Source organism: Sphingomonas sp. PAMC 26605 (assembly GCF_000241485.1).
In the GTDB taxonomy this organism is placed as follows: Bacteria; Pseudomonadota; Alphaproteobacteria; order Sphingomonadales; family Sphingomonadaceae; genus Sphingomonas.
Genome location: NZ_JH584241.1, coordinates 3,449,386 through 3,471,520 on the forward strand (window position 1 = coordinate 3,449,386; position 22,135 = coordinate 3,471,520).

General features: G+C 67.7%; 26 protein-coding genes and 1 tRNA gene. 10 read left to right on the forward strand and 17 right to left on the reverse strand.

Translation table 11 applies throughout. The features are described 5' to 3' along the window. The 6 genes from RH90_RS15975 to RH90_RS16000 all read right to left on the reverse strand — a co-directional run. Positions 1-1,443: valine--tRNA ligase (locus tag RH90_RS15975; RefSeq protein ID WP_010186991.1), on the reverse strand; the 1,443-nt coding region annotated here is incomplete at its 3' end. 82 nt (positions 1,444-1,525) lie between these two features. Next, complete coding sequence (locus tag RH90_RS15980) at positions 1,526-2,074, reverse strand: hypothetical protein (RefSeq protein WP_010186992.1); 549 nt, start codon at positions 2,072-2,074, stop codon at positions 1,526-1,528. Between the two features lie 209 nt (positions 2,075-2,283). After that, the gene (locus RH90_RS15985) at positions 2,284-4,365 is read right to left on the reverse strand and encodes a S9 family peptidase (RefSeq protein WP_010186994.1); all 2,082 of its coding nucleotides are present in this window, start codon (positions 4,363-4,365) and stop codon (positions 2,284-2,286) included. Positions 4,366-4,421: 56 nt separating this feature from the next. After that, positions 4,422-4,934 (reverse strand): DUF2497 domain-containing protein, encoded by a 513-nt coding sequence (locus RH90_RS15990; RefSeq protein WP_010186996.1) that lies wholly within the window; start codon positions 4,932-4,934, stop codon positions 4,422-4,424. Positions 4,935-4,967: 33 nt separating this feature from the next. After that, complete coding sequence (locus RH90_RS15995; RefSeq protein WP_010186998.1) at positions 4,968-6,479, reverse strand: TolC family outer membrane protein; 1,512 nt, start codon at positions 6,477-6,479, stop codon at positions 4,968-4,970. 19 nt (positions 6,480-6,498) lie between these two features. Beyond that, positions 6,499-7,164, reverse strand: a complete 666-nt coding sequence (locus RH90_RS16000; protein WP_010187003.1) for a protein-L-isoaspartate O-methyltransferase family protein — start codon at positions 7,162-7,164, stop codon at positions 6,499-6,501. Between the two features lie 187 nt (positions 7,165-7,351). On the opposite strand from RH90_RS16000, the gene RH90_RS16005 reads away from it, so the two are divergent. Further along, positions 7,352-7,425, forward strand: a tRNA-Cys gene (locus RH90_RS16005). Positions 7,426-7,462: 37 nt separating this feature from the next. On the opposite strand, the gene RH90_RS16010 is transcribed toward RH90_RS16005, so the two are convergent. Continuing rightward, entirely contained in the window at positions 7,463-7,900 is a 438-nt protein-coding gene (locus RH90_RS16010; RefSeq protein ID WP_010187005.1) for a (deoxy)nucleoside triphosphate pyrophosphohydrolase, read from the reverse strand. A gap of 55 nt (positions 7,901-7,955) precedes the next feature. On the opposite strand from RH90_RS16010, the gene RH90_RS16015 reads away from it, so the two are divergent. The 3 genes from RH90_RS16015 to RH90_RS16025 all read left to right on the forward strand — a co-directional run bounded on the left by RH90_RS16015 (position 7,956) and on the right by RH90_RS16025 (position 8,749). Next, positions 7,956-8,141, forward strand: a complete 186-nt coding sequence (locus tag RH90_RS16015) for a Flp family type IVb pilin (protein ID WP_010187007.1) — start codon at positions 7,956-7,958, stop codon at positions 8,139-8,141. Positions 8,142-8,269: 128 nt separating this feature from the next. Next, positions 8,270-8,443, forward strand: a complete 174-nt coding sequence (locus RH90_RS16020; RefSeq protein WP_010187008.1) for a Flp family type IVb pilin — start codon at positions 8,270-8,272, stop codon at positions 8,441-8,443. Between the two features lie 138 nt (positions 8,444-8,581). Continuing rightward, the gene (locus RH90_RS16025) at positions 8,582-8,749 is read left to right on the forward strand and encodes a Flp family type IVb pilin (protein ID WP_010187010.1); all 168 of its coding nucleotides are present in this window, start codon (positions 8,582-8,584) and stop codon (positions 8,747-8,749) included. A 25-nt stretch (positions 8,750-8,774) separates the two neighbouring features. On the opposite strand, the gene RH90_RS16030 is transcribed toward RH90_RS16025, so the two are convergent. The 4 genes from RH90_RS16030 to RH90_RS23980 are packed head-to-tail and all read right to left on the reverse strand — an operon-like array spanning position 8,775 to position 12,620. Beyond that, positions 8,775-9,722, reverse strand: a complete 948-nt coding sequence (locus tag RH90_RS16030) for an acetyl-CoA carboxylase carboxyltransferase subunit alpha (RefSeq protein ID WP_010187012.1) — start codon at positions 9,720-9,722, stop codon at positions 8,775-8,777. Positions 9,723-9,734: 12 nt separating this feature from the next. Continuing rightward, positions 9,735-10,682 (reverse strand): tyrosine-type recombinase/integrase, encoded by a 948-nt coding sequence (locus tag RH90_RS16035; protein WP_010187014.1) that lies wholly within the window; start codon positions 10,680-10,682, stop codon positions 9,735-9,737. Then, entirely contained in the window at positions 10,679-12,502 is a 1,824-nt protein-coding gene (locus RH90_RS16040; protein WP_010187016.1) for a hypothetical protein, read from the reverse strand. The genes RH90_RS16035 and RH90_RS16040 overlap by 4 nt, the downstream gene beginning before the upstream one ends. Beyond that, entirely contained in the window at positions 12,483-12,620 is a 138-nt protein-coding gene (locus tag RH90_RS23980) for a hypothetical protein (protein WP_165954491.1), read from the reverse strand. The genes RH90_RS16040 and RH90_RS23980 overlap by 20 nt, the downstream gene beginning before the upstream one ends. Positions 12,621-12,705: 85 nt before the next feature. Between RH90_RS23980 and RH90_RS16050 the strand changes: the two genes are divergently transcribed. The 4 genes from RH90_RS16050 to RH90_RS16060 all read left to right on the forward strand — a co-directional run bounded on the left by RH90_RS16050 (position 12,706) and on the right by RH90_RS16060 (position 14,760). Next, positions 12,706-13,260: a shikimate kinase gene (locus RH90_RS16050; protein WP_051124694.1), complete on the forward strand. Its 555-nt coding sequence runs from the start codon at positions 12,706-12,708 to the stop codon at positions 13,258-13,260. After that, complete coding sequence (aroB, locus tag RH90_RS16055) at positions 13,257-14,357, forward strand: 3-dehydroquinate synthase (RefSeq protein ID WP_010187023.1); 1,101 nt, start codon at positions 13,257-13,259, stop codon at positions 14,355-14,357. Before RH90_RS16050 ends, aroB begins: the two co-directional genes overlap by 4 nt. Beyond that, complete coding sequence (locus tag RH90_RS22685; RefSeq protein ID WP_010187025.1) at positions 14,358-14,507, forward strand: DUF2256 domain-containing protein; 150 nt, start codon at positions 14,358-14,360, stop codon at positions 14,505-14,507. Between the two features lie 70 nt (positions 14,508-14,577). Beyond that, positions 14,578-14,760, forward strand: coding sequence for a hypothetical protein (locus RH90_RS16060; protein WP_010187027.1), 183 nt, complete (start codon positions 14,578-14,580; stop codon positions 14,758-14,760). Positions 14,761-14,764: 4 nt separating this feature from the next. Here RH90_RS16060 and RH90_RS16065 read toward each other — a convergent pair whose 3' ends face one another. Genes RH90_RS16065 through radA form a run of 5 tightly spaced genes read right to left on the reverse strand, consistent with a single transcriptional unit; the run spans position 14,765 to position 19,348 of the window. Then, positions 14,765-15,100 (reverse strand): DUF423 domain-containing protein, encoded by a 336-nt coding sequence (locus RH90_RS16065; protein WP_010187029.1) that lies wholly within the window; start codon positions 15,098-15,100, stop codon positions 14,765-14,767. Next, positions 15,097-16,893, reverse strand: a complete 1,797-nt coding sequence (locus RH90_RS16070; RefSeq protein WP_010187030.1) for a cation:proton antiporter domain-containing protein — start codon at positions 16,891-16,893, stop codon at positions 15,097-15,099. Before RH90_RS16070 ends, RH90_RS16065 begins: the two co-directional genes overlap by 4 nt. Further along, a complete protein-coding gene (locus RH90_RS16075) occupies positions 16,890-17,321 on the reverse strand; it encodes an iron-sulfur cluster assembly scaffold protein (protein ID WP_010187032.1) in 432 nt (143 codons plus the stop codon). Before RH90_RS16075 ends, RH90_RS16070 begins: the two co-directional genes overlap by 4 nt. A gap of 45 nt (positions 17,322-17,366) precedes the next feature. Next, positions 17,367-17,936: a CvpA family protein gene (locus RH90_RS16080; protein WP_010187034.1), complete on the reverse strand. Its 570-nt coding sequence runs from the start codon at positions 17,934-17,936 to the stop codon at positions 17,367-17,369. A gap of 41 nt (positions 17,937-17,977) precedes the next feature. After that, entirely contained in the window at positions 17,978-19,348 is a 1,371-nt protein-coding gene (gene radA, locus RH90_RS16085; RefSeq protein ID WP_010187035.1) for a DNA repair protein RadA, read from the reverse strand. Positions 19,349-19,516: 168 nt separating this feature from the next. On the opposite strand from radA, the gene RH90_RS16090 reads away from it, so the two are divergent. Next, a complete protein-coding gene (locus tag RH90_RS16090) occupies positions 19,517-19,924 on the forward strand; it encodes a BLUF domain-containing protein (RefSeq protein ID WP_010187036.1) in 408 nt (135 codons plus the stop codon). Between the two features lie 3 nt (positions 19,925-19,927). On the opposite strand, the gene RH90_RS16095 is transcribed toward RH90_RS16090, so the two are convergent. Beyond that, positions 19,928-20,632 carry a glutathione S-transferase N-terminal domain-containing protein gene (locus RH90_RS16095; protein ID WP_010187037.1) on the reverse strand — a complete coding sequence of 235 codons (705 nt, stop codon included), beginning with the start codon at positions 20,630-20,632 and terminating at the stop codon, positions 19,928-19,930. 74 nt (positions 20,633-20,706) lie between these two features. On the opposite strand from RH90_RS16095, the gene RH90_RS16100 reads away from it, so the two are divergent. Next, positions 20,707-21,885 carry a glycosyltransferase family 4 protein gene (locus RH90_RS16100; protein WP_010187038.1) on the forward strand — a complete coding sequence of 393 codons (1,179 nt, stop codon included), beginning with the start codon at positions 20,707-20,709 and terminating at the stop codon, positions 21,883-21,885. The last annotated feature ends 250 nt before the right edge of the window (positions 21,886-22,135 follow it).

Here is a 22,135-nt window from a genome sequence, read left to right on the forward strand (position 1 = left end):
GCCCATCGTCGCAAACGGCCACAGCGCGGAGGAGAACCACGTGTCGAGCACGTCGCTATCCTGGCGCAGCGCAACGCCTTCGCCGGCCTGCGCCTGCGCCTCGGCCTCGGTCAGCGCGACGTAGATCGAGCCATCCTCGGCGAACCACGCCGGAATCCGATGCCCCCACCACAGCTGCCGCGAGACACACCACGGCTGGATATTCTCCATCCAGTTGAAGAAGGTCTTCTCCCACGTCTTGGGCACGATCTGGATCGCGCCCGACCGCACCGCCTCGATCGCGGGCTTCGCCAAGGTCGCCGCATCGACATACCATTGGTCGGTCAGCCACGGCTCGATCACCACGCCCGAGCGATCGCCATAGGGCGTCTGGATCGTACGCGGCTCGGCTTCATGCTCGACGCCGTCCTTGTCGATATGCGCGATGAGGAAGCCCTCGGCCTTCAGCCGCGCGACGACCGCCTTGCGCGCCTCCGCCGTGGTCAGCCCGAGCAGTTCGGCCGGGATCAGCCCATCGGACACCTGGACGATCTGCGCCCTGGCATCGAGCATGTTGAGCATCTCGCCCGCCTTGATCCCCGCCCGCTTGCCGACCTCGAAGTCGTTGAAGTCGTGCCCCGGCGTGATCTTGACCGCGCCAGACCCCAGTTCGGGATCGGCATGGTCGTCGGTCACGATCGGGATCAGTCGCCCGGTGATCGGCAGCTTGATCTGCTTGCCGACCAGATGCGTGTAACGTTCGTCCGAAGCGTTCACCGCGACGGCCATATCGGCGAGCATCGTCTCGGGCCGCGTCGTCGCGACCTCGATGAAGCCGCTGGCATCCGCCAGCGGATAGCGCAGATGCCAGAAGCTGCCCTTGATCTCGCGCGTCTCGACCTCGAGGTCGCTGATCGCGGTGCCGAGGCCCGGATCCCAGTTCACCAGCCGCTTGTCGCGGTAGAGCAGGCCTTCTTTGTGCAGGTCGACGAACACCTTCAGCACGGCCTTGGAAAAGCCCTCGTCCATCGTGAAGCGCTCGTTCGTCCAGTCCATCGAGCAACCGAGCCGGCGGAGCTGCTGCGTGATCTCGCCGCCGCTCTCCTCTTTCCATTCCCACACCTTCGCGACGAATTCCTCGCGGGAGAAGTCGGTGCGCTTCTGCTGGCGCTCGGCCATCTGCCGCTCGACCACCATCTGCGTCGCGATGCCGGCATGGTCGGTGCCGACCACCCACAGCGCGTCCTTGCCCTGCAGCCGCGCGTGGCGGACGAGAATGTCCTGCAGCGTGTTGTCGAGCGCATGGCCGATATGGAGCGAGCCCGTGACGTTGGGCGGCGGGTTGACGATCGTCCACGGCTCGGCGCCGGGGCGGTCGGGGCGGAACAGGCCGTTCGTCTCCCAATGCGCGTACCAGCGCTGCTCGAGTTCGGCGGGGTCGAAGGTTTTGGAGAGCTCGGTCATAGCCTGCAGGCTTTAGCCGCGACGCCGCAAAAGAAAAGGGCGGCCCGGTGGGACCGCCCTCTCCGCTGCATGGTGACGCGCGTCAGACCGCGTCGTGCGGCACGGTCTTGGGCGCTTCCACCGCCTTGGCGGGCTTGGGCGCGGCCTGGAGCTGCCCCGCCTTGCTGCAATCGCCGCTGCTCTGCGAGACGACCTTGGGTTCGGCATTGCCGTAGGCGGTCATCTGGTAGCTCTGCGTACAGCCGCCGTTGCTCGAGCTGTACGAGGTGAACGAATAGCTCGACCCGGCGGGAAGCGACTTCAGCGCGGCCTGGTCGATCTTCCCGCCCGCCGGCGCCGCCGCCTGGAGCGCGGCGGCCTGCTGCATCATCGTGGCCGCCTGGCGATCCATGTCGGCCAAGATCTGGTCGAAGCCGACGAAGGGCGAATCGACCAGCGCGACGGGGATGCTCCGCTCGACGGGGACGATCTCGAGCTTGGGCGCGACATCGCCCTGATACAGCACGTGCGCGACCGAGCCGTCGGGAAGCGCGACGTTCATCCGGTGGAACGAGCGGTCGGCGGCATAGGCCGTCCCTGCCAGCGCACACGCCGCAGCACTGGCCAGCGCGATCTTCGACATCAAACGCATGAGTTTCCTCCTCGTGGCAGTGAATAAGGAGTCGAAATCTACCCAGCCAAGCTGAACGCCAGATGAAAATCCCTCTCCCAGCGGGAGAGGGAGGGGCCCGCTCGGCAACGCCGAGTGGGCGGGTGAGGGCAGCATCCGACCACCGCCCTGCCCTCACCCCGCGGCGCATTCGCGCCTACCCCTCTCCCACCGGGAGAGGGGATAACCGGTCACCCGCCCTTGCGGCCAGATGCGCCCACCACGGGCGCCGCCACGTCACGTCCGGTCCACTTACCCATCCAGCCCAGCACTTCGCGATACCATTGCCGGCTCTCATTGGGCTTCTGCACCCAGTGGCTCCCGCCCGGATACACCACCAGCCGCGACGGAATGTCGCGCCGCTGGAGCGCGGTGAACGCCGCGATCCCCTGCGTGTAGGGAATGCGGTAATCGCCCTCAGAGGTGATCACGAGCTGCGGCGTCTTCCACGCGGTCACATGGTTGACCGGGTTCCATTTCTCGAACGCCGCGGGGTCCTCGAAATAGGCCTTGCCGCCATGCTCCCACTCGTCGAACCACAATTCCTCGGTCTCGTACGCCATTGCACGCGCGTCGAACACGCCGTCATGCTGGACGATGCACTTGAAGCGATCGGGCCAATTGCCCTCGATCCAGTTCATCATATAGCCGCCGTACGACGCGCCGAGCGCGCAGGCATTGTCGGCGTCGAGCCAGCTGAACTTGTCGGTCGCGGCCTTGAGCCCCGCCTTGAGATCGTCGAGCGGCCACCCGCCCCAATTGTTGCGGATCGCATCGGTGAAAGCCTGGCCGTAGCCGGTCGACCCATGGAAATCGACCGCGACGAGGCCATAACCCGCACCCGCGAACACCGCCGGGTTCCAGCGATACGACCAGCTGTTGTTGCTCGACCCCTGCGGCCCGCCATGCACCATGAAGGCGATCGGCACCTTGCCCGTGCTGCCCGCGGGCTTCACCGCATAGCCCCAGACCTTGTCGCTGTTCGCGCCGGTAAAGCTGAACTTGGTGACGCTCGGCATGTCGATGCTCGCAAGCTTGGTCGCGTTGACCGAGGTCAGCCGCGCGGTCTTCGTGCCGGTCAGGATATAGAAATCGTCGGGCGCGGTCAGCGAGTTCATCGCGAACACCACGCCCTTCGCCGTCGGCACCACCGCCGAGACGCTGCCCGCCTGCGTCAGCCGCGCGACCTTGCCGGTGAGCGGCGAAACCGACCAGATCGGCGTCTCCTGCGTGTCCTCGGCGGTGACGAGGATCGCCTTGCCGTCGGGGCTCCACGCGATCGAGCCGACCGAACGGTCCCAAGCCTGCGTCAATGCGCGCACCTGCCCGCTCGCCAGATCGCGCAGCATCAGCACTTGCCGATCGGCTTCGTAGCCGGCGCGCTGCATCGCGAACCAGGCGAGATATTTGCCGTCGGGCGACGCGGTCGGGAGATTGTCCATCCCTCGGTTCGCCGCGGTGAGATTGGTCGGCGCGGCCGAGCCGTCGGCCGGCGCGGAGAAGATATCGAGATTGGTCGAGAGCGGTTCGATCCGCCCCGCCTCGCGCAGGGCGAAGAACACCGTCTTGCCATCGGCGCTCCACGCCACTTCCTCGCCGCCGCCGAACGGCTTGGACGGCGAATCACCGACGAGCGCGCCCTCGATCGGCACGCCGTTGCCGGTCGCGCCGCTCGGCGTCAGCGGCAGGACGAACAATTGCGAGCGCGTTCCGTCCGCCCAGCTCGCCCAATGCCGCACGAACAGCTTGTCGAAGGTACGGCCGTTGCCGGCATTGGCATCCTTTTTGACCATCGCCGGCTCGAGGCTCGGCGCCCCCGGACGGCGATCGGCCCAGACGAGCAACTTGTCGTCCTTCGGCGAGACCTTGAAGCCCCCCATCCCGCCCTTGAACTGCGTCAGTCGGGTTGCCGCGCCGCCCGCGATGCCGATCGACCAGACCGCGTCATCGCCGCCCTTGTCCGACTGGAAATAGACCGTGCGCCCGTCATGCGAGAATTGCGGCGCGGTCTCGTTGACCTCGGCTTCCGCCGCGAGCTTCTCGGGCGCAGCGCCCTTGCGCGTCAGATCGAGCCGCCACAGGTCGAAGCGCCCGCCGTCGATCGACAGGTCGGTCTCCCGCTGCTGCCACACCAGCCAATGCCCGTCGGGCGACACCGCGGGCGCCGACACGCGCGACAAAGCGACGACATCGTCGATGGTGAGTTGGCGGGCAACCGCGGGTGCGGCAATGAAAGCGGCGCTAAGCGCGGTCGCGGCAAGAAGTGTCTTCATGGCCGCAGGTTACAGCAGAAGCCGCCCGCTCCCGCAATCGGTCTTACCCGGCGAAATTACTTGCCGGTGATCCGATCAATTTCGCGCGCCACCATTGCCTCGACCATCGCCGGCAGATTGGCGTCGAGCCAGTCGCGCAGCATCGGCCGCAGCATCTCGCGCACCACACCCTCGAGCGTGTCCGATCCCGTCACCTCGGGCTTGACCACCAGCCGCGACAAAGCGTCGAGCGGACTGCGCGAGGCTTCGGCAGTGCGCGCCGACAGCAGCGATTCGGGGCTCGGTTCGGGCGCGGCGGGCGCCGGCTTGGCAGCCACAGCTACAGGCTCCGCAGCAGGCGCCGGCGAAGGCGCAGGACGCGGCGCAGGCTCGCGTGCATATTCCGGCTCATGGACGGGCTCGCTCAGCTCGAGGATGTCGTGATCGAAGGGTTCGGGATCGGAGCGCGGTGGAAGCTGACGCGCGGGGCGCTTGGCGCGCCCCGGGGTCGCGTCATTCTCCTCGGCGATGATGCGCTTGATCGACGAAAGGATGTCTTCCATCGACGGTTCCGCGCTCAGATCACCCATTACCGCTTCCTAGCTTGTGCGTCGATCCGATGGTTAACGGTTCTTCGTCGCATTACCTGCAGTGATCGGCGCGCTTCTGTCAACTGGCGCATCGAGAATTGGGTCGAGCGGCTGCGTCATTTTCGCATTTTGCGGGCGAGTCGCATTGGTCCGCGTACCCGTGACCGCCGGGTCGGGATCGGACGACCAGTCCCAGATCCGGTGCCGCACGCTCTTGTAATGCGCCACGGGGTCGTACAGCGAACCGCCGTCGAGCCCGAGGTCGCGCGCCTCGGCCTCGCCCATCGCCGCAAGCAAGGCGAAGCCCGCGACATAGGCGTCGCGCTGCGCGCTGACGAGCGTGACCTGCGAATTGAGCAATTCCTGCTCGGCGTTGAGGATGTCGAGGATCGTGCGATTGCCGACGCTGTTCTCGGCGCGGACGCCCTCGAGCGAGAGCTTGTTGGCGTTGACCGCGACTTCGCTCGAGGCGATCGTCTCGAGCGACGATTTCCACACCGCATAGGCCGACCGCGCCTGCGCGATCACGCCGCGCTCGGTCTCGGTGACCTGCTCGATCGCCTGCGCGCGCGCATCCTGCGCCTGACGGATCTGCGCGGCGGGCCGTCCGCCCTGATAGAGCGGGAGCGTCAGCCCGAGGCCGACCGTCGCCGACTTGCCGCTCTGCCCGACCGCGACGCCCGTCCCCGCCCCGAGCGAGCCGAGATAATTGTAATAATTGCCGCCGACGTTCACGCTGACCTGCGGCAGGCGGTTCGCGCGCGCGACGCCGATGTCATAGCCGGCCGCGTCGCGCGCCTTGGCCGCGGCGAGCAGCGTCGGGTTATTTTTCAGCGCGACATCGACCGCGGCATCGGGGTCGGCGGGCAGATTGGGCAGGTCGGGCGGGGTATCGAGCCGCCCCGGCTCGGTCCCGATATAGCGGATATAGCTCTCGCGGCTGGTGATCAGCTGCGCCTGCGCCGATTGCAGCTGGCTGCGCGCGACCGCGAGCCGGGCTTCCGACTGCGCGACGTCGGTGCGGGTCAGGTCGCCGACCTGGAAGCGATCGCGGCTCGCCTGGAGGTTGACCTCGAGCACCTTCACGTTCTGCGTGTTGAGCCCGACGATCGCCTCGTCGCGGATCACGTCCATATAGGCGCCGACCACCGTGGTGAACAAATTGGCCTCGGTGCCGCGCAAGCTGAGCTGCCCGCTCTCGACCCGCGTCTGCGCGGCGCGGACGCCGTTGCGGACCGCACCCCCGCTGTAGATCGGGACGGAGAGCGTTACCGCGCCGACGACTTGGCGGTCGGGCGAGACGAAGCTGTTCGCCGCCTTGACCGCATTCTCGGTATAGCTGCTTTGCAGCTGGACGCCCGGCAGCCCCTGCGACCGCGCGATCGGCACGTTTTCGTCGACTCCACGCTGGTTCGCGCGCTGTGCGGCGAGCGTCGGATTCGTCGTGTACGCCTTGACCAAAGCATCGCGCAGCGTTTCCGCCGACAGCGGTGCCGCGACCAAAGCGAGCAGCGCTGTACCCGTGACGAAACCGAATGCGCGCATGGAGGGCGTATCTTTCTGGTTAAAAGGTGAAGCTGCGCGGCTGCGCGAAGCCCGGCAGCACGACGCAATCGATGTCGGCGAAGTCGAGCAAGGCGAATCCGCCTGCGGTGCGACGCCCCGAAGTCAGCCGCGTGACGCCACGATCGACGACCCCGGCAACCGCGCGTCCGCCGATCGCGAGCTGCGCGATCAATGCGTCCGATACCGCCTCGACCGCGCCGTCGATGACGAGCACGTCATAGGGCGCGCCTGCTTCATGGCCGGCCTCGAGCGGTCCCTCGATCACGGTGACGTTGGTCACCCCGGCAAGCGCGGTCCGCGCCGCGGCAGCAAGCGCTGGCTCGCACTCGAGCGCGACGACCGAATCCACCAGGTGCGCGAGCACCGCCGCAGTATAGCCGCCCGCCGCGCCGACGAGCAGCACGCGGTCGCTCGGGCGCAGCTCGGCCTGCGTCAACAACCGCCCGGTCGCGATCGGCAGATTCTGCGCGCGGCCATGGCCGAGCGGCACCGCGGTATCGCGATACGCGATCGCCTGCGCATCGAGCGGGAGGAAGGCCTCGCGTGGAACGCTGTCCATCGCCGCCACCACGCGCGCGTCGCTCACCGCATTGGTGCGCAACTGGCTCGCCACCATCGCGTGGCGCATCGCCACCATTTCAGAACCCTGCATCGTCACGGTCATTGCGCCACACCCTTGTCGGAGACCAGCTTCGCACAGCTGTTGTAGCTGTGCAATACACTTGTTTGCTGCGCTTGCTTCTATCGTGACGGAATGGCTTCGCCAAGCGACGCGTATCGGCAATTTTGAATGGCCGTGGTTGACAGCGCGCCCGCGTGCTTGCATCAGCGCGCCTCCCCGCACGACATGGGGCCCGATGGCGGAGTGGTGACGTAGAGGACTGCAAATCCTCGCACCCGGGTTCGATTCCCGGTCGGGCCTCCACCCTATGATCGTTTCCGCCGCACGATGGCGGGGTATGTCACCGGCTACGCGCCTCGCGCTCAAGCGCGGCGATGAACGGCTGGTCGGCGGGCGGCATCGCTAGATCGCGCAGCGCACCCGGCGCGTGCCAGGCGAGCGCGGTCGCGTCGAGCGGCGCGGGGACCCCCGCCCAATTTCGACAGACGTAGAGCAGCAGCAGCAAATGGCGGTTGACCAGCGGCGCGCTGGCGAAGGTCAACGGCGTCAGATCATCCTCGGCCACCTGGATACCGAGCTCCTCGGCGAGTTCGCGGGCCGTCGCCGCCTCGGGGGTTTCGCCCGGCTCGACCTTGCCGCCGGGGAATTCCCACAGGCCGGCCAGGGCCTTACCGGCCGGGCGCCGCTGAACTAGAACGCGCCCGTCGCGCGCAATGAGCGCCGCTGCGACGACCAGCATCAGCGGTTTCGCAAGCAACGCGTCGGCAGGCTTAGCCATTCGTTAACGATCCTTGTCTATCGGGCACTCACTATCAGGCTCGGAAGGTACCGCCATGATCGTCCGAATGCTGACCCGTCTGTCGAAGGACCGCCGCGGCGGCACGGCGATCGAATATGGCCTGATCGCCGGGCTCGTCGTCATCACGATGATCGCGGCCTTCACGCAGGTGGCGACGATCACGACCACGATCTGGGGCACCGTCACCACCAAGGTCAGCACGACCGGCGCGGCAAAATAACCCGGATCGCCGCGCCCGGGTTCCCGCAGCTTAAACTTTTATCAACCCCCGCCTTCTAGAAGGACAGCGTTGGCCCGGGTTTCCGGTCCGACCGGGTACTGAAGCCATCATCCACGGAGACCGGAATCATGAAGACAATCCGTAATTTCATCAAGAATTCGAAGGGCGCGACCGCCATCGAATACGGCCTGATCGCCGCGCTCATCGCCGTTGCCGCGATCGCCGCGATGCAGGGCCTGGGCAACCAGCTCCGCACCACGTTCACCAACGTCTCGGGTTCGATGAAGTCGGGCGCCACGTAAGCCTTATCGCTTCGGCGACGATTGGCGGGCGGCAGGACCATGGTCCTGCCGCCCGTTTTCGTATCGACGCGTTTTTTTTCGGCACTCCGGGCCGGTCGTGCTCCGTTCGATCTAAAAAGATCGAGTGGGAGATGGGCGATGTGGAAATTGCGACGGCTGCGGCCCGAGACAAAAGGCGCGACGGCAATCGAATACGGTCTCATCGCGGCGCTGATCGCGGTTGCCGCGATCGCCGCGATGCAGGGCCTGGGCAATCAACTCGCCACGACCTTCGCCAACGTTTCGGGCGCGATGAAGGCCGGCTGAGTCGATCGGCGTCGTCCGAGACGCGCTAGAGCCGCCCCATCGCGAGGAATTTCTCGCGTCGGCTGCGCCGCAGTTCCGCAGGCGTCTTGCCGTCGAGCTTGAGCAGCGCCGATTCGATCGCGTCGCCGAGCGCCACGATCGCGGTGGCGGGGTCGCGCTGCGCGCCGCCGAGCGGCTCGGGCACGATCGTGTCGATCACGCCGAGCCCCTTCAGATCCTGCGCGGTGACCTTCATCGCCTCGGCGGCATCAGGCGCCTTGTCGGCGGTTCGCCACAGAATCGAGGCGCAGCCTTCGGGCGAGATCACCGCATAGACGGCGTGTTCGAACATCATCACGACATTGCCCGCGGCGAGTGCGATCGCGCCGCCCGAGCCGCCCTCGCCGACCACCGCCGCGATCATCGGCACGCCGAGCGCGAGACACGTCTCGGTCGAGCGCGCGATCGCCTCGGCCTGGCCGCGCTCCTCGGCCTGGATACCGGGAAACGCACCGCTCGTATCGACCAGCGTGATGACCGGCAGACCGAAGCGGTCGGCAAGCTCCATCAGGCGGATCGCCTTGCGATAGCCCTCGGGCTTGCCCATCCCGAAATTGTGGCGGATCCGGCTCGCGGTATCGTCGCCGCGCTCGTGGCCGAGCACGACCACGCGCCGCCCGCGGAACCGCGCGAAGCCGCCGAGGATCGCCTGATCGTCGCCGAACGCGCGATCGCCCGCGAGCAGCATGAAATCATCGAACAGCCCGGCGACATAATCCTTGAAATGCGGCCGCTCGCCGTGGCGCGCGACCTGCGTCTTCTGCCACGGCGTGAGCTTGGCATAGGTGTCGCGCAGCAGCTTGTCGGACTTCGCCTGAAGCTTGCCGACTTCCGCGGCGATATCCACCGTGCCTTCGGACGCGGTCTCGCGCAGTTCGTCGATCCGGCTCTGCAGCTCGGCGATCGGTTTTTCGAAATCGAGGAAACTTGCCATAGGTTGGGGCGGTTAAGCCCCGCGTCGCTTGGCGTCAACGCGCGCCGCCAAACGATCTGTCGCCTCGGCGAGCGGATGGCGTGCGTTGACGAGTTCGACCAGCCGGCTCGCGTCGACATGCGTATAGATTTCGGTGGTGGCGATGTCGGCATGGCCGAGCATCGATTGCAGCGCGCGCAGATCCGCCCCGCCGGCGAGCAGATGCGTGGCGAAGGCGTGCCGCAGCACGTGCGGGCTGACCCGGTCGGGTGGGATCCCAGCCTCCGCCGCCAGCCCCTTGAGCAGTTGATAGAGCCGGATCCGGCTGAGATGGCTCTTGCCCGAGGGAAAGAGCCATGGGCTCTCCTCCGGCACATGGTGCCGCCACAACGCGACCGCCGCGCGCGCGCGATCCGAGAGCGGGACGAGCCGCTCCTTGCCGCCCTTGCCGCGCAGGATGAGGTACGGCCGGTCGGGCGCGACCGCGCGCCGCGGCAGCGACATCAGCTCGGTCGCGCGCAGCCCCGAGCCATAGAGCAGCTCGACCAAAGCCGCGAGCCGCAGATCGTTGGGATCGGGCGGATCGCGTCCGATCCGCGCCGCGATCGCGGCGAACAACCGGTCGATATCGGCATGGTCGAGCACCTTGGGCAGCGCGCGCGATGCGCCGGGGCGCGGCAGCGCGGCACCGGGATCGTCGTCGCGAAACCCCTCATCGACCAGAAAGGCGAAGAAGCGCCGCAGCGCCGCCGATTTGCGCGCGACGCTCGCCTTCGAAAGCGCTAGCCATTCCGCGCCGAGCCGGGTGAGATCCGCCGGCGCGGCATCGCCCAATCGCCCTTCGAGAAACCCCGACGCCAGTTCGAGATCGCTGCGATAGGCGGCGACGGTATTCCTCGCCGCGCCCGCCTCGGCGGCCATCATCTCGAGAAACCGCTCGATCAGCGCGCGATCCCCGCCCGCGGATCGTGACGCGCTCAAAGCCGGCTCATCGCCTCGACGGCGACCATCTTCGCTTCGCCCGGCAGGCCGACCGCACGCAGCGCCAGCACGATGTGATACAGCGCTTCGGGCGAAACACCACGCCACGACCGCGTCTGCATGCCCACCGCCGACAGCAACGCGACCGTACCCGGCTCGTGATCGAGCGCCGCCTTGCCGATCGCGCGCGTCCAGCTGTCCTCGTGGCCGACCCGCACGCCGAGCGTGCGGGCGCCGCGCTCGACTTCGCTCGCCGACATCCGCCCGAGCCCGGCGAGCCCAGCGAAGAGCATGCGGCGCTTGAGCCCGTCCGAATCGTTCGCGCCGGCATAGGCGCTGACCTCGTCATAGCTCGCGACCGGTTCGGCGGGGTCAGCCAGGGTCAGCATCGCCCAGGCATCGCTCCCGCGCGACGCCTTGTCGCGCCAGCGCTGCGCGCGCGGATCGAGCCCGGCGCTGAGAATCGAGGCAACGATCCGATCGACATCGGGCTTTTCGAGCGTTTGCGGAAGTCGCGCGGCCGCCCCTGCGGTCAGCACGAGGCGGGCATAGCGGCCCTCGGCCGTCTTGGGTTCGTCCCACAGCCGCTTCAACGCGTCGGCGCGGCCCGCGACGTCGTTCGCATCATATGCCGCGCGCAGGTCGCGTGCGATGCCGGCCTCGGCGATCGACTGGTCGTCGCCGGCATCGATCGCGCTGTACAGGTCGATCAGCGCCGCGCTCGACAAAATGCCGCGCGCCGCGGCGAGTTCGGCTGCCGCTGCCCGGACGTTAGGGGCGAGCGTCGGCGCGAGCGCGCGCCAGCCGTCGACCGCGGGCGTTCCCGTCGCGAGCAGCGTGTCCGGGATCTCGACACCCGAGGCCATCGCCAGACCATAGCGCCACGACGTCAGCTGAGAGACATCGTCCCACTCGATCGTCACCGCCTGGCGTCCGCTCTGTCCGGCACCCGCGACCTTCTGCGCGAGCAACAGGTCGACACCGCCCGCCAGCCGCGAGCGGCGCGCCTGATCGATCAGCGGCTTCACCTTGGCGGGCATGCCCGACAGCCCGGCGCACATCGCTCGCGCGAGGATCCAGCCGCGCTCGGCGCCAAGGTTCGCACCCGCCTCGACCGCCGGACACAAAGCCGCGGGATCGCCCGTCGCCAGCGCCGCCTGCATCGTCGCGACGAACATCTTGGGCGTATAATCTTCGGTATCGACCGCTTGCACCATCGCGCGTGCGCCGACCGATTCGCCCATCCGCACCAGCAGCCAGGCGCGCTCGGCGGCGAAATCCGCGCCGTTGACGCCGCGCGGCGTATCGACCCGCGCGAGCAGCGCACGCCGCAATGCGATCGACACCCAGCGCGACGCGACCGGGGGATTAAGCCGGCGCATCAGCGTCTCGAGGTAGCGCCCGTCGGCCTGCCCGAACGCGTCGGTGCCCATCGCGCCTTGCGCCGGGCCGGCAACGCCGACCCGGTCGAGCGAGCGCCGCGCATAAGCGGGCATGTCGGCGCGAACGAAGGCGGCGAAATCGGTCGCCGCCGGCGGGGTCGCGGTCGGCGTTGGCGCGTCGAGCGGGCTCGGCGCGGCGTCGGGCGCATCGGGAAGCGTCGGGGCAAGGACCGGCGCGGCCGGGCGCGGCACCACCGGCGTTGCTGCCGCCTCGGGCCGAACCGGCTGGACCGCACGCGGCCGCGGCGCACTCGGCGGCGGCGTCGGATCGCCGAAGCCGGGCGGCAGGATCGATTCGGGCTTGTCCTGGCCGACCGCCGGGATCGCCAGGGCCGCCGCGAGCGCGGCGAGCGCGACCTTACTTCTGGAGATTCGCAAGCGGGACAGCCTTTTCGACATGCTTCAGCGGCTTCTCGTGCGAGAGCCGCGACAGGCCGAACAGCAAGGCGACGACCACCACGAGGACGACGATGAGAGCAACGATCGAACGGGGCATGGGCTCACAACCTGCAACAAACGGAAAATCGGCAACGACCAAGCTTTTGCCCGAGACGCAGGTGCGCTGTATAGCGCTCGCTTCGATGTTGCAAAGCCCCGCCCCCACCCCGCCCGAGCCACCCCGCTGGAACGGCCAGCCGATCGTGCTGGTCGGATTGATGGGCGCCGGCAAATCGACCGTCGGGCGCAGGCTCGCGACCCGGCTCGGCCTGCCGTTCGTCGATGCCGACAGCGAAATCGAGATCGCCGCCGGAATGGCGGTGTCCGAGATCTTCGAGCGATTCGGCGAAGCCTATTTTCGCGACGGCGAACGCCGCGTGATCGCGCGGTTGATGGACGGCGAACGCCGCGTGATCGCCACCGGCGGCGGCGCGTTCGTCGACCCGCAGACGCGCGCCGCGATCCTGTCGAACGGCTTCGCGATCTGGCTCGACGCCAATCCCGCGGTGCTGGTCGAGCGCGTCTCGCGCCGCGATACGCGCCCGTTGCTGCGCAACCGCGATCCGCTTGCCGTGCTCGAGGAGCTGGCGCGCGTGCGCAACCCGTTCTACGCGACCGCGCACCTGCGCGTCTCCAGCCACCGCGCGCCGCACGACGCGACGGTCAACGCCATTCTGAAAGCGCTCGGCAAGATATGACGACCATTCCCGTGGCGCTCGGTATGCGCAGTTACGACGTCGTGATCGAAGCCGGCGTGCTGGCGCGCGCAGGCGAATGGCTGAAGCCATTGTCGCGCGGGCGGCACATGGCGATCGTCACCGACGAGAACCTGCTGCCGCATCTCGCGACGCTGCAGGCGTCGCTGACCATGGCGGGTGTGGCGAGCGAAGCGATCGTGCTCCCGCCGGGCGAAGCCACCAAGAGCTGGGCGATGCTCGAGCAACTGACCGACCGGCTGCTCGAACTCGGCGTCGAGCGCGGCGATCATGTCGTCGCGCTGGGCGGCGGGGTGATCGGCGATCTCGTCGGCTTCGCCTGCGCCATCCTCAAGCGTGGCTGTGGCTTCGTGCAGATCCCGACGACCCTGCTCGCGCAGGTCGATTCGTCGGTCGGCGGCAAGACCGCGATCAATGCGCGCGCCGGCAAGAACCTCGTCGGCGCGTTTCACCAGCCGGCGCTGGTGCTGATCGACCCGGACGTGCTCGACACGCTGCCGCTGCGGCACGTCCGCGCCGGCTATGCCGAGGTGGTCAAATACGGTCTGATCGACGATCCCGATTTCTTCGACTGGTGCGAGGCCAATGCCCCCGCCTTGCTCGCCGGCGACCCCGCCGCACGCGCCTATGCGATCGCGCACGCGGTCGCCGCCAAGGCGCGCATCGTTGCCGCGGACGAGCGCGAGACGACCGGCAAGCGTGCCTTGCTCAACCTCGGCCACACCTTCGGCCATGCGCTAGAGGCCGAGGCCGGGTTCTCCGACCGATTGCTCCACGGCGAGGGCGTCGCCGCTGGAATGGCGCTGGCGTTCGGCTATTCGGCAGCGCACGGACTTGCCCCGGCGCACGACGCCGACCGCGTCGCGACGCACCTGCGCGCGATCGGCCTGCCCGATGGGGTGACGGCGGCGGGGATCGAAGCCGACGGCGCGACGCTGGTGGCGCACATGCTCCACGACAAGAAGATGGATGCCGGCACCCTGCCCTTCCTGCTCGCGCGCGGGATCGGCGCGACCTATCTCGATCGTTCGGTCGAGCTTGCCGACGTCCGCGTCTTTCTCGACCGAGCGGGTGCCTGAATGCCGAACGGTATCGCCAAGACCAACCTTCCCGAAAAGACCTGCCCGGTCTGTCAGCGGCCGTTCGCCTGGCGCAAGAAATGGGCGCGCGACTGGGACTCGGTGGTCTATTGCTCGGATCGCTGTCGCAAGGCCGGGCGTCAAACCTGACACGCCAAGCGCGCAACCAAAAGGCCGGCTGGCGGTTCTCGAGCCATTCCCCCTGGACGAAGGATGCGACATGGCCAAGGCTCTCGAACGCTTCACGATTGAACCCGCCGGCGACGGCTATACGCTGCATATCGAAGACGAGGACGGCGCGGTGCTCGAGCTCAGCGCGACGGTCGAGCAACTCGACCTGATCGGCGAGGCGATCGAGGACCATCTCGAGGAGGACGTCGACGATATCGACGCAGTCGAATAAGCGCTCAGGCCTGGCGCGCGGCGATCCATGCGAGCCAGAGCCAGCCTGCAATCAGCAGGACACCACCAATCGGGGTTATCGCGCCAAGCCAGCGCGGTAACCCGATCGCGATCAGATACAGCGACACCGCGAACACCGCTCCGCCGCACAGGAACAGCCAGGCCGGCCCGCGTGCCTCCATCCGCAGCGCGACCAGCGCGGCGACGGCATGGATCAACTGGTAATGCGCGCCGGTCTTGAGCCATTCGGCGGCCTCCTTGCCCGCGCCATGGGCGCCGAACGCTCCCGCGCCGATCGCCAGCGCACCCGACAGCGCCGCCAGCAATGCGATCCAGTTCATCGCGGTCCCTCCACCGATTCCTCATCCTCGGGCAACGCCGATTCGCGCTCGTCCTGTGTGATGATCGTGTCGCGCGCCGCGCGAATATCGCCCGCTGCGACCTGCGCGCGCAGCCGTTCCTTGTCCTTGCTGCGATAGAGGTCCTCGGTGCGGTCGATCTCGGCCTCGTCGACGCCGATGCTCTTGAGCGCCATCCGTCCCATCTTCACCGCCGATTCGAGCACTTCGCGCACCACCCCGTCGAGCGGCGCGCCCTTGAGCTTGATCACCGCGCGGCGATCATAGGCGCGGACGTAGATCGAGGCGTGCGGGAAGGCTTCCTTCACCCCTTTGACGAGATCGGCAGAAATCTGGTCGCCGTCCATGCAGAACAGGATGAGCTCGGCCTCGCCCGCCCCCGCCTGGCGCAGCAGATCCATCCGCGTCCCGTCGCCATAATAGACCTTGGCGCCGAACTCGCTGGCGATGTCGATCATCTCGATATCGGTGTCGATCAGCGTCACCGGCACCCCTTGCGCGATCAGCATCTGCGCGACGGTCTGGCCGAAGCGCCCATAACCGACGATCAGCGCATTGGCCCCGTCCGCGGTCGGCCCGTCGCGCTCGCCCGCCACAATCGGCTCGGCGCGGATCCGCGATGTGATCATCATCAGGAACGGCGTCGTCGCCATCGACAGCGTGACGATCGCGCCGAACAGGCTGGCGGCCTCGGGCGCGATCAGGAAGGCGTGCTGCGCCTGCGCGAACAGCACGAAGCCGAACTCGCCGCCCTGGCTCAGCAGCAGCCCGAGCGCGAGCGCCGACCGCCACTTCATCTTGAACAGCATGCCGATGCCGAAGATGATCAGCGCCTTGGTCGCGATCAGCGCGAGCGCCATGCCGATCACGAAGAACGGCCGTTCGGCGATCGCGTGGAGATCGAGCATCATCCCGACCGCGAGGAAGAACAGCCCGAGCAGGATCGAGCGGAACGGCTCGACGTCTGCTTCCAGTTCATGCCGATACGGGCTGTCGGCGAGCATCACGCCCGCGACGAACGCGCCGAGCGCGGTCGACAGGCCGAGCGATTCCATGATCGCCGCCGCCCCGATCACGGTGAACAGCGCGGCGAAGACGAACATCTCGCGCTCGCCGAGATTGCCGATGATGCGGAACAACGGGCGCAGCAGGAAACGCCCGGCGGCGACCAGCCCCGCCACCGCGCCGACGGTGTAGAGGAACAGCAGCCATCCCGGCGGCCCGCCGGCATCGGCCGGATTGCGCGACAGCACGGTGACCAGCGTGATCAAGGGAACGATCGACAGATCCTGGAACAGCAGGATCGAGAAGGCGCGCTCTCCGAACGGCGTGCGCAGCCGCCCCGCCGATTGCAGCATCGGCAGGACCTGCGCGGTCGACGACAGCGCCAGCGGCAGGCCGAGCACGAGCGCCGCGGCCCCGGAGAAATGCTGCGGCGAGCCGGCGTGGCTCGCCAGCCAGACGACCCCGGTCACCGCGATTCCGCACAGCCCGACCTGGAGCAGGCCAAGCCCGAAAATCTCCTTCTTGAGCGCCCACAGCCGTGTCGGGTTGAGTTCCAACCCGACGATGAACAGCAGCAAGGTGATGCCGAGCTCGGCGATCCCCATCTTCGATTCGGCATCGCCGACCAGATGCAGCACCTGCGGCCCGACCACCGCGCCCGCAACGAGATAGCCGAGCGTCGCGCCGAGCCCGAAGCGGCGGAAGATGAGGACGAAGACGAGCGCGAACCCGCCGAGGATGACCCCGTCGAGTAGCAGCGACTGGGTCACGCCGGCGCCTTGGCAGCCGCTTCGGCAGCCTCGGCGGCTGCCTCGAAGGCGAGCCGGATCGAGGCGTGCCGCGCGCTGTGCGGCAGGGCCGGCGTGAAGAGGGCGAACCCCGGCCAGGCGGGAAGCGGGCCGTCGTTCGCCAGCCAGGCGGCAAGCGAATCGCGCGCCGCGGCGAGCTCGGCGGGGGTCTTGCCGATCGCCTCGGCGCCCATCAGCGACGCCGATGCCTGACCCAGCGCGCAGGCGCGCACCAGCAGGCCGAGTTCGGCGACGCGCCCGTCGGAATCCATGTTGACGTCGACCGTCACCCGGCTGCCGCAGATAGGCGAGCGCTTCTCGGACGATCCCATCGGGTCACTCAGTCGTTGGTGATGCGGGATCGTCGCCGAGAGGCGAAGAATTTCGGTGGTGTAGAGCGGCGCGGTCATTGCGCCTATGTAGGCAAGGCGGCCGCGCGCGTCACCCCGCCGCGCTCACTCGGACGCGTTGTCGGCGTCGACGTCGCGTTCGGTCGGCGCATAGACATGGCCGAACACCGGCTCGCCCTTGCGGCGGCGGTCGACGAAGTCGGCGATGCTCGCGCTGGTCGTGTTGAGCAATGGATAGACCTTGGCCTGGGTCAGCCATTCCGGGCGATGCGTCGGCCCCCCGCTCATCGTGTCGGTCATCAGCACGACGAGCAGAAAGGCCAGACTCGCGAGGATCAGCCCCTTCAATGCGCCGAAGCCGAAGCCGAGCGCGCGGTCGACCGGGCCGAGGATCGAATCGCGCGTGCGCGCGCCGATCGCGTTGGCGACCATCCGGCCGCCGAAATAGGTAACGCCCGCGAGGATTGCGAAGGCGAGCACCGCCGCGCCCGTGGTCGTGCCGACCATGCCCGTCAGCGCACGCGTCAGCGGTACATGGAACAGCTTGACCGCGAACACGATCGCCACCCAGGCGAACAGCGAAAGCACTTCGGTTACGAAGCCGCGCACCAGCCCCAAAGTGGCGGCACCGCCAATGGCGAGCAGGACGAGGATATCGAGCGCGGTAAGATGCATCTCCGCGCCTTATCCGCGCGCGCTGGGGTAGTCGAGAGGGGCTACCGCCCGAGCATATGCTCGACGAAACTGCCGAGCGTACGAAAGCCGGTGAGCTTCAACCCGCTCTTGTCGTCCTGCACCGCCGCCGGAAGCAACGCGCGCTCGAAACCGAGCTTGCCCGCTTCCTTCAAGCGCAGCGCGCCGTGGGCGACCGGACGGACCTCGCCCGACAGTGCGAGCTCGCCGAACACCACCGCATCGGCGGGGACCGGCCGCTCCGACAAGGCCGAGATCAAAGCCGCCGCCACCGCCAGATCGGCCGCCGGGTCCTGTACGCGATACCCGCCCGCGATGTTGAGATAGACTTCGCTCGTCGAGAAACTCAGCCCGCAGCGCGCTTCGAGCACCGCGAGCACCATCGCGAGCCGCCCGCTGTCCCAGCCGACCACCGCGCGCCGCGGCGTCGCGCCGCTGGCCAGCCGCACGACCAGCGCCTGAATTTCGACCAGCACCGGGCGCGTGCCCTCGAGTGCGGGAAACACCGTCGTCCCGGTCACGCCCTCGTCGCGCTGCGTCAGGAACAAGGCCGAAGGATTACCGACCTCGGTCAGCCCTTCGGCGACCATCGCGAACACGCCGATCTCGTCGGTCCCGCCGAAGCGATTCTTGATCGCGCGCAGGATGCGATATTGATGGCTGCGCTCGCCCTCGAAGCTCAGCACGGTGTCGACCATATGTTCGAGCACGCGCGGCCCGGCGATCGACCCATCCTTGGTGACGTGACCGACCAGCACCACCGCCGTGCCGCGCTCCTTGGCGAAGCGGATCAGCTCCTGCGCCGAGGCGCGCACCTGGCTGACGGTGCCCGGCGCGCCTTCGATCAGGTCGCTGTGCATCGTCTGGATCGAATCGATCACGAGCAAGGCGGGCGGCTGCCCCTGCCCCAATGTCGTCAGGATATCGCGCGTCGAGGTCGCCGCGGCGAGCTGCACCGGCGCATGCCCAAGCCCCAGCCGCCGCGCGCGTAACCGGACCTGATCGGCCGCTTCCTCGCCCGAGACATAGGCGACGCGCAGGCCCGCAAGCGCCATCTTCGCCGCCGCCTGGAGCAGCAAGGTCGACTTGCCGATCCCCGGGTCGCCGCCGATCAGCGTCGCCGAGCCCTCGACGAAGCCGCCGCCGAGCGCACGATCGAGTTCGGCAATTCCAGAGGCCATCCGCTCGGGCAAGGCGATCTCGGCATCGAGCCCAACCAGCGTCATCGTTCTGCCGCCGCCCTGCAAATTGTGCTTGGCCTGGAACGGCGTCACCGTCGCCGCGACTTCCTCGACCAGCGTGTTCCACTCGGCGCAATCGGCACACTGCCCCTGCCAGCGGTGCGACACCGATCCACACGCCTGGCAGACGTAGCGCTTTTGAAGTTTGGCCATGCCCCCGTCATAGCCAATCTGGAACGGGAGGGGAACAGACATTCGCCGGCAGCGCGCTCCACGATCCATTCGTCCGTCGATTAGGTGATCGAAATCAATCGCTCAGCAATATTAACCCGGCGTTCGCACCTTCCGTCGGAAGAAGGCCTGTCCCCCCGGAGCCCCCTTATGCGCCGCCTCATCTACATCAGCAGCACCCGCACCCCTTTCACCCCCGACGAGCTCGACGCAATCCTGCGGATCTCGCGCCGTAACAACGCCGCGGTCGGCGTCACGGGCTTGCTCGTAGCCGGCGGCCGACGCTTCCTGCAGGTCCTCGAGGGGCCGGACGCGGCGATCGACACCGTGTTCGAGCGGATCAAGCAGGATAAGCGCCATCACGCCGTCGTGGTCCTGTCGCGCTCCGAGATCACCCAGGCGAGCTTTGGCCAATGGTCGATGGGCTATGCGCACGGCGGTCCGGCGGGCGGCGGAGCGACGCTTCCCGAAACCGTCGCGGAGCTGCTCGCGCCGATCACCGACCCGAACGTCCGCGGCTATTTCGAAGGCTTCGCGCAAGTCCACGCCGCCGCCTGAGCGCTACCCCCGCGCCGGGATGTGGAGGCCGCGTTGCACCGCCGGCCGTTCCAGCCCGCGCGCAAGCCACGCCTTGACGTTGGCGAACGAGTCGAACCCGACAAGATCCCCCGCGCCGTAGAAATTGACGAGCCCGTTGACCCAGCCGAGCATCGAGATGTCGGCGATCGTATAGTCCTCGCCGAGGAACCAGCTCTTGCCGGCCAGCGCCGTGTCCATCACGCCGAGCAGCCGCGTCGCCTCGGCGACGTAGCGATCGCGCGGGCGCTTATCCTCGAAATCCTTGCCGGCGAATTTGACGAAGAAGCCGACCTGCCCGAACATCGGCCCGACCCCGCCCATCTGGAACATCACCCACTGGATCGCCTGCAGCCGGGCGACCGGATCGCGCGGCAGGAACTGCCCGGTCTTCTCGGCTAGGTAGAGCAGGATCGCGCCCGATTCGAACAAAGCGAGCGGCGTGCCCCCTGGGCCCTGCGGATCGAGAATTGCCGGAATCTTGCCGTTGGGATTGAGCGATTCGTATTCGGGGCTCTTCTGGTCGTCCTTGGCGAAATCGACGAGATGCGGCTCATAGGGCAATCCGGTCTCCTCGAGCATGATCGACACCTTGACGCCGTTGGGCGTCGGCAACGAATAGAGTTGCAACCGCTCGGGATGCTGCGCCGGCCAGCGCTGGGTGATCGGAAAAGCGGACAGATCGGTCATGTACGGCTCCAGGCGCTAAGGGATTTGCCGCGAGAGATAGTCACGCGCCCCGCGCTTCGCTATGGCGCCGTGCGATGCAAGCTTCCGATCTCCGCGTGGCGCTGTTCAGCGGCAACTATAACTATACCCGCGATGGTGCGAACCAGACGCTCAATTTGCTCGTCGGCCATTTGCTTAGTCGCGGAGTCAAAGTGCGCATCTATGCCCCGACCAGCCGCACCCCGGCCTTCCCGCCGACCGGCGACCTCGTCAGCGCGCCGTCGATCAAGATCCCGCTGCGCGGCGAATACAAACTGACGCGCGGCATGGGCAATCGCGTGCGGCGCGATCTTGCCGCGTTCAAGCCCAATCTGATCCATCTCTCGGCGCCCGACCGGCTCGGCCACAAGGCGCTCGACTATGCCGAGAAGCACAATATCGCGTGCGTCGCGTCGTACCACACGCGCTTCGAGACCTATATGAGCTATTACGGGCTCGGGTTCCTCGTCCCCATCATGATCCGCGCGCAGACGCGCTTCTACAGCCGCGTCGACGAAGTGCTCGCGCCGAGCCAGATGATGGGCGAGATCCTCCACGAATGGGGCGTGCCGACGCCGGTCACGCGCTGGTCGCGCGGGGTCAATCACGATCGTTTCAACCCGGCGCGACGCGATCTCGCTTGGCGCCGCAGCCTCGGCATCGGCGATGACGAGATCGCGGTCGGGTTCCTTGGGCGGCTGGTCAAGGAAAAGGGGCTCGACGTGTTCGCGCAGGCGCTGCGCGTGCTCGACCAGCGCGGCGTCAAATATCGCACCTTCGTCGTCGGCGAAGGCCCCGCGCGCGACTGGTTCGCGCAGCAGGCGCCCAATGCGGTGTTCGCGGGCTATCTCACCGGCGACGATCTCGGCCGCGCGGTCGCGTCGATGGACGTGTTCTTCAACCCGAGCCTGACCGAGACCTTCGGCAACGTCACGCTGGAAGCGATGGCGGCGGGGGTTCCGGTGGTCGCGGCGCGCGCCTCGGGCGCGGTCGGGCTGATCGCCGATGGCGAGACCGGACTGATCGTCCCGCCGACCGATATCGAGGGCTATGCCGATGCGCTGCAGCGCTTCTGCGAGGACGATGCGTTCCGCAAGAGCGCAGGCGCAGCAGGCCATGCCGCCGCCGCGACCTATCAATGGGAGCGGATCAACCAGGTGGTGCTCGACACCTATCTGAAGGTGCTCGAGCGGCGCGCCGGGACGCTGCCGACCAGTGTTGCGCAAGCCGCCTAGGGCGTTGAGCCATAAAGTGCCCTCTCCTTACGCATGGGCGGAACGGCAAAAAGCGGTGGAAGCCGACGTTGCGCAATGACGGTCTGGCACGAAATTTCGTGCAACCTGCCCGTCATTCCCGCGTAGGCGGGAATCCATTAGTCCCGTCCGTCCAGTCCTGCGCCGTCAGCCAGTATGGATCCCCGCCTGCGCGGGGATGACGGAAGGGGGTCGGTGGCGCTTTTAATAGCGGCCCACGACGCACCGGTCT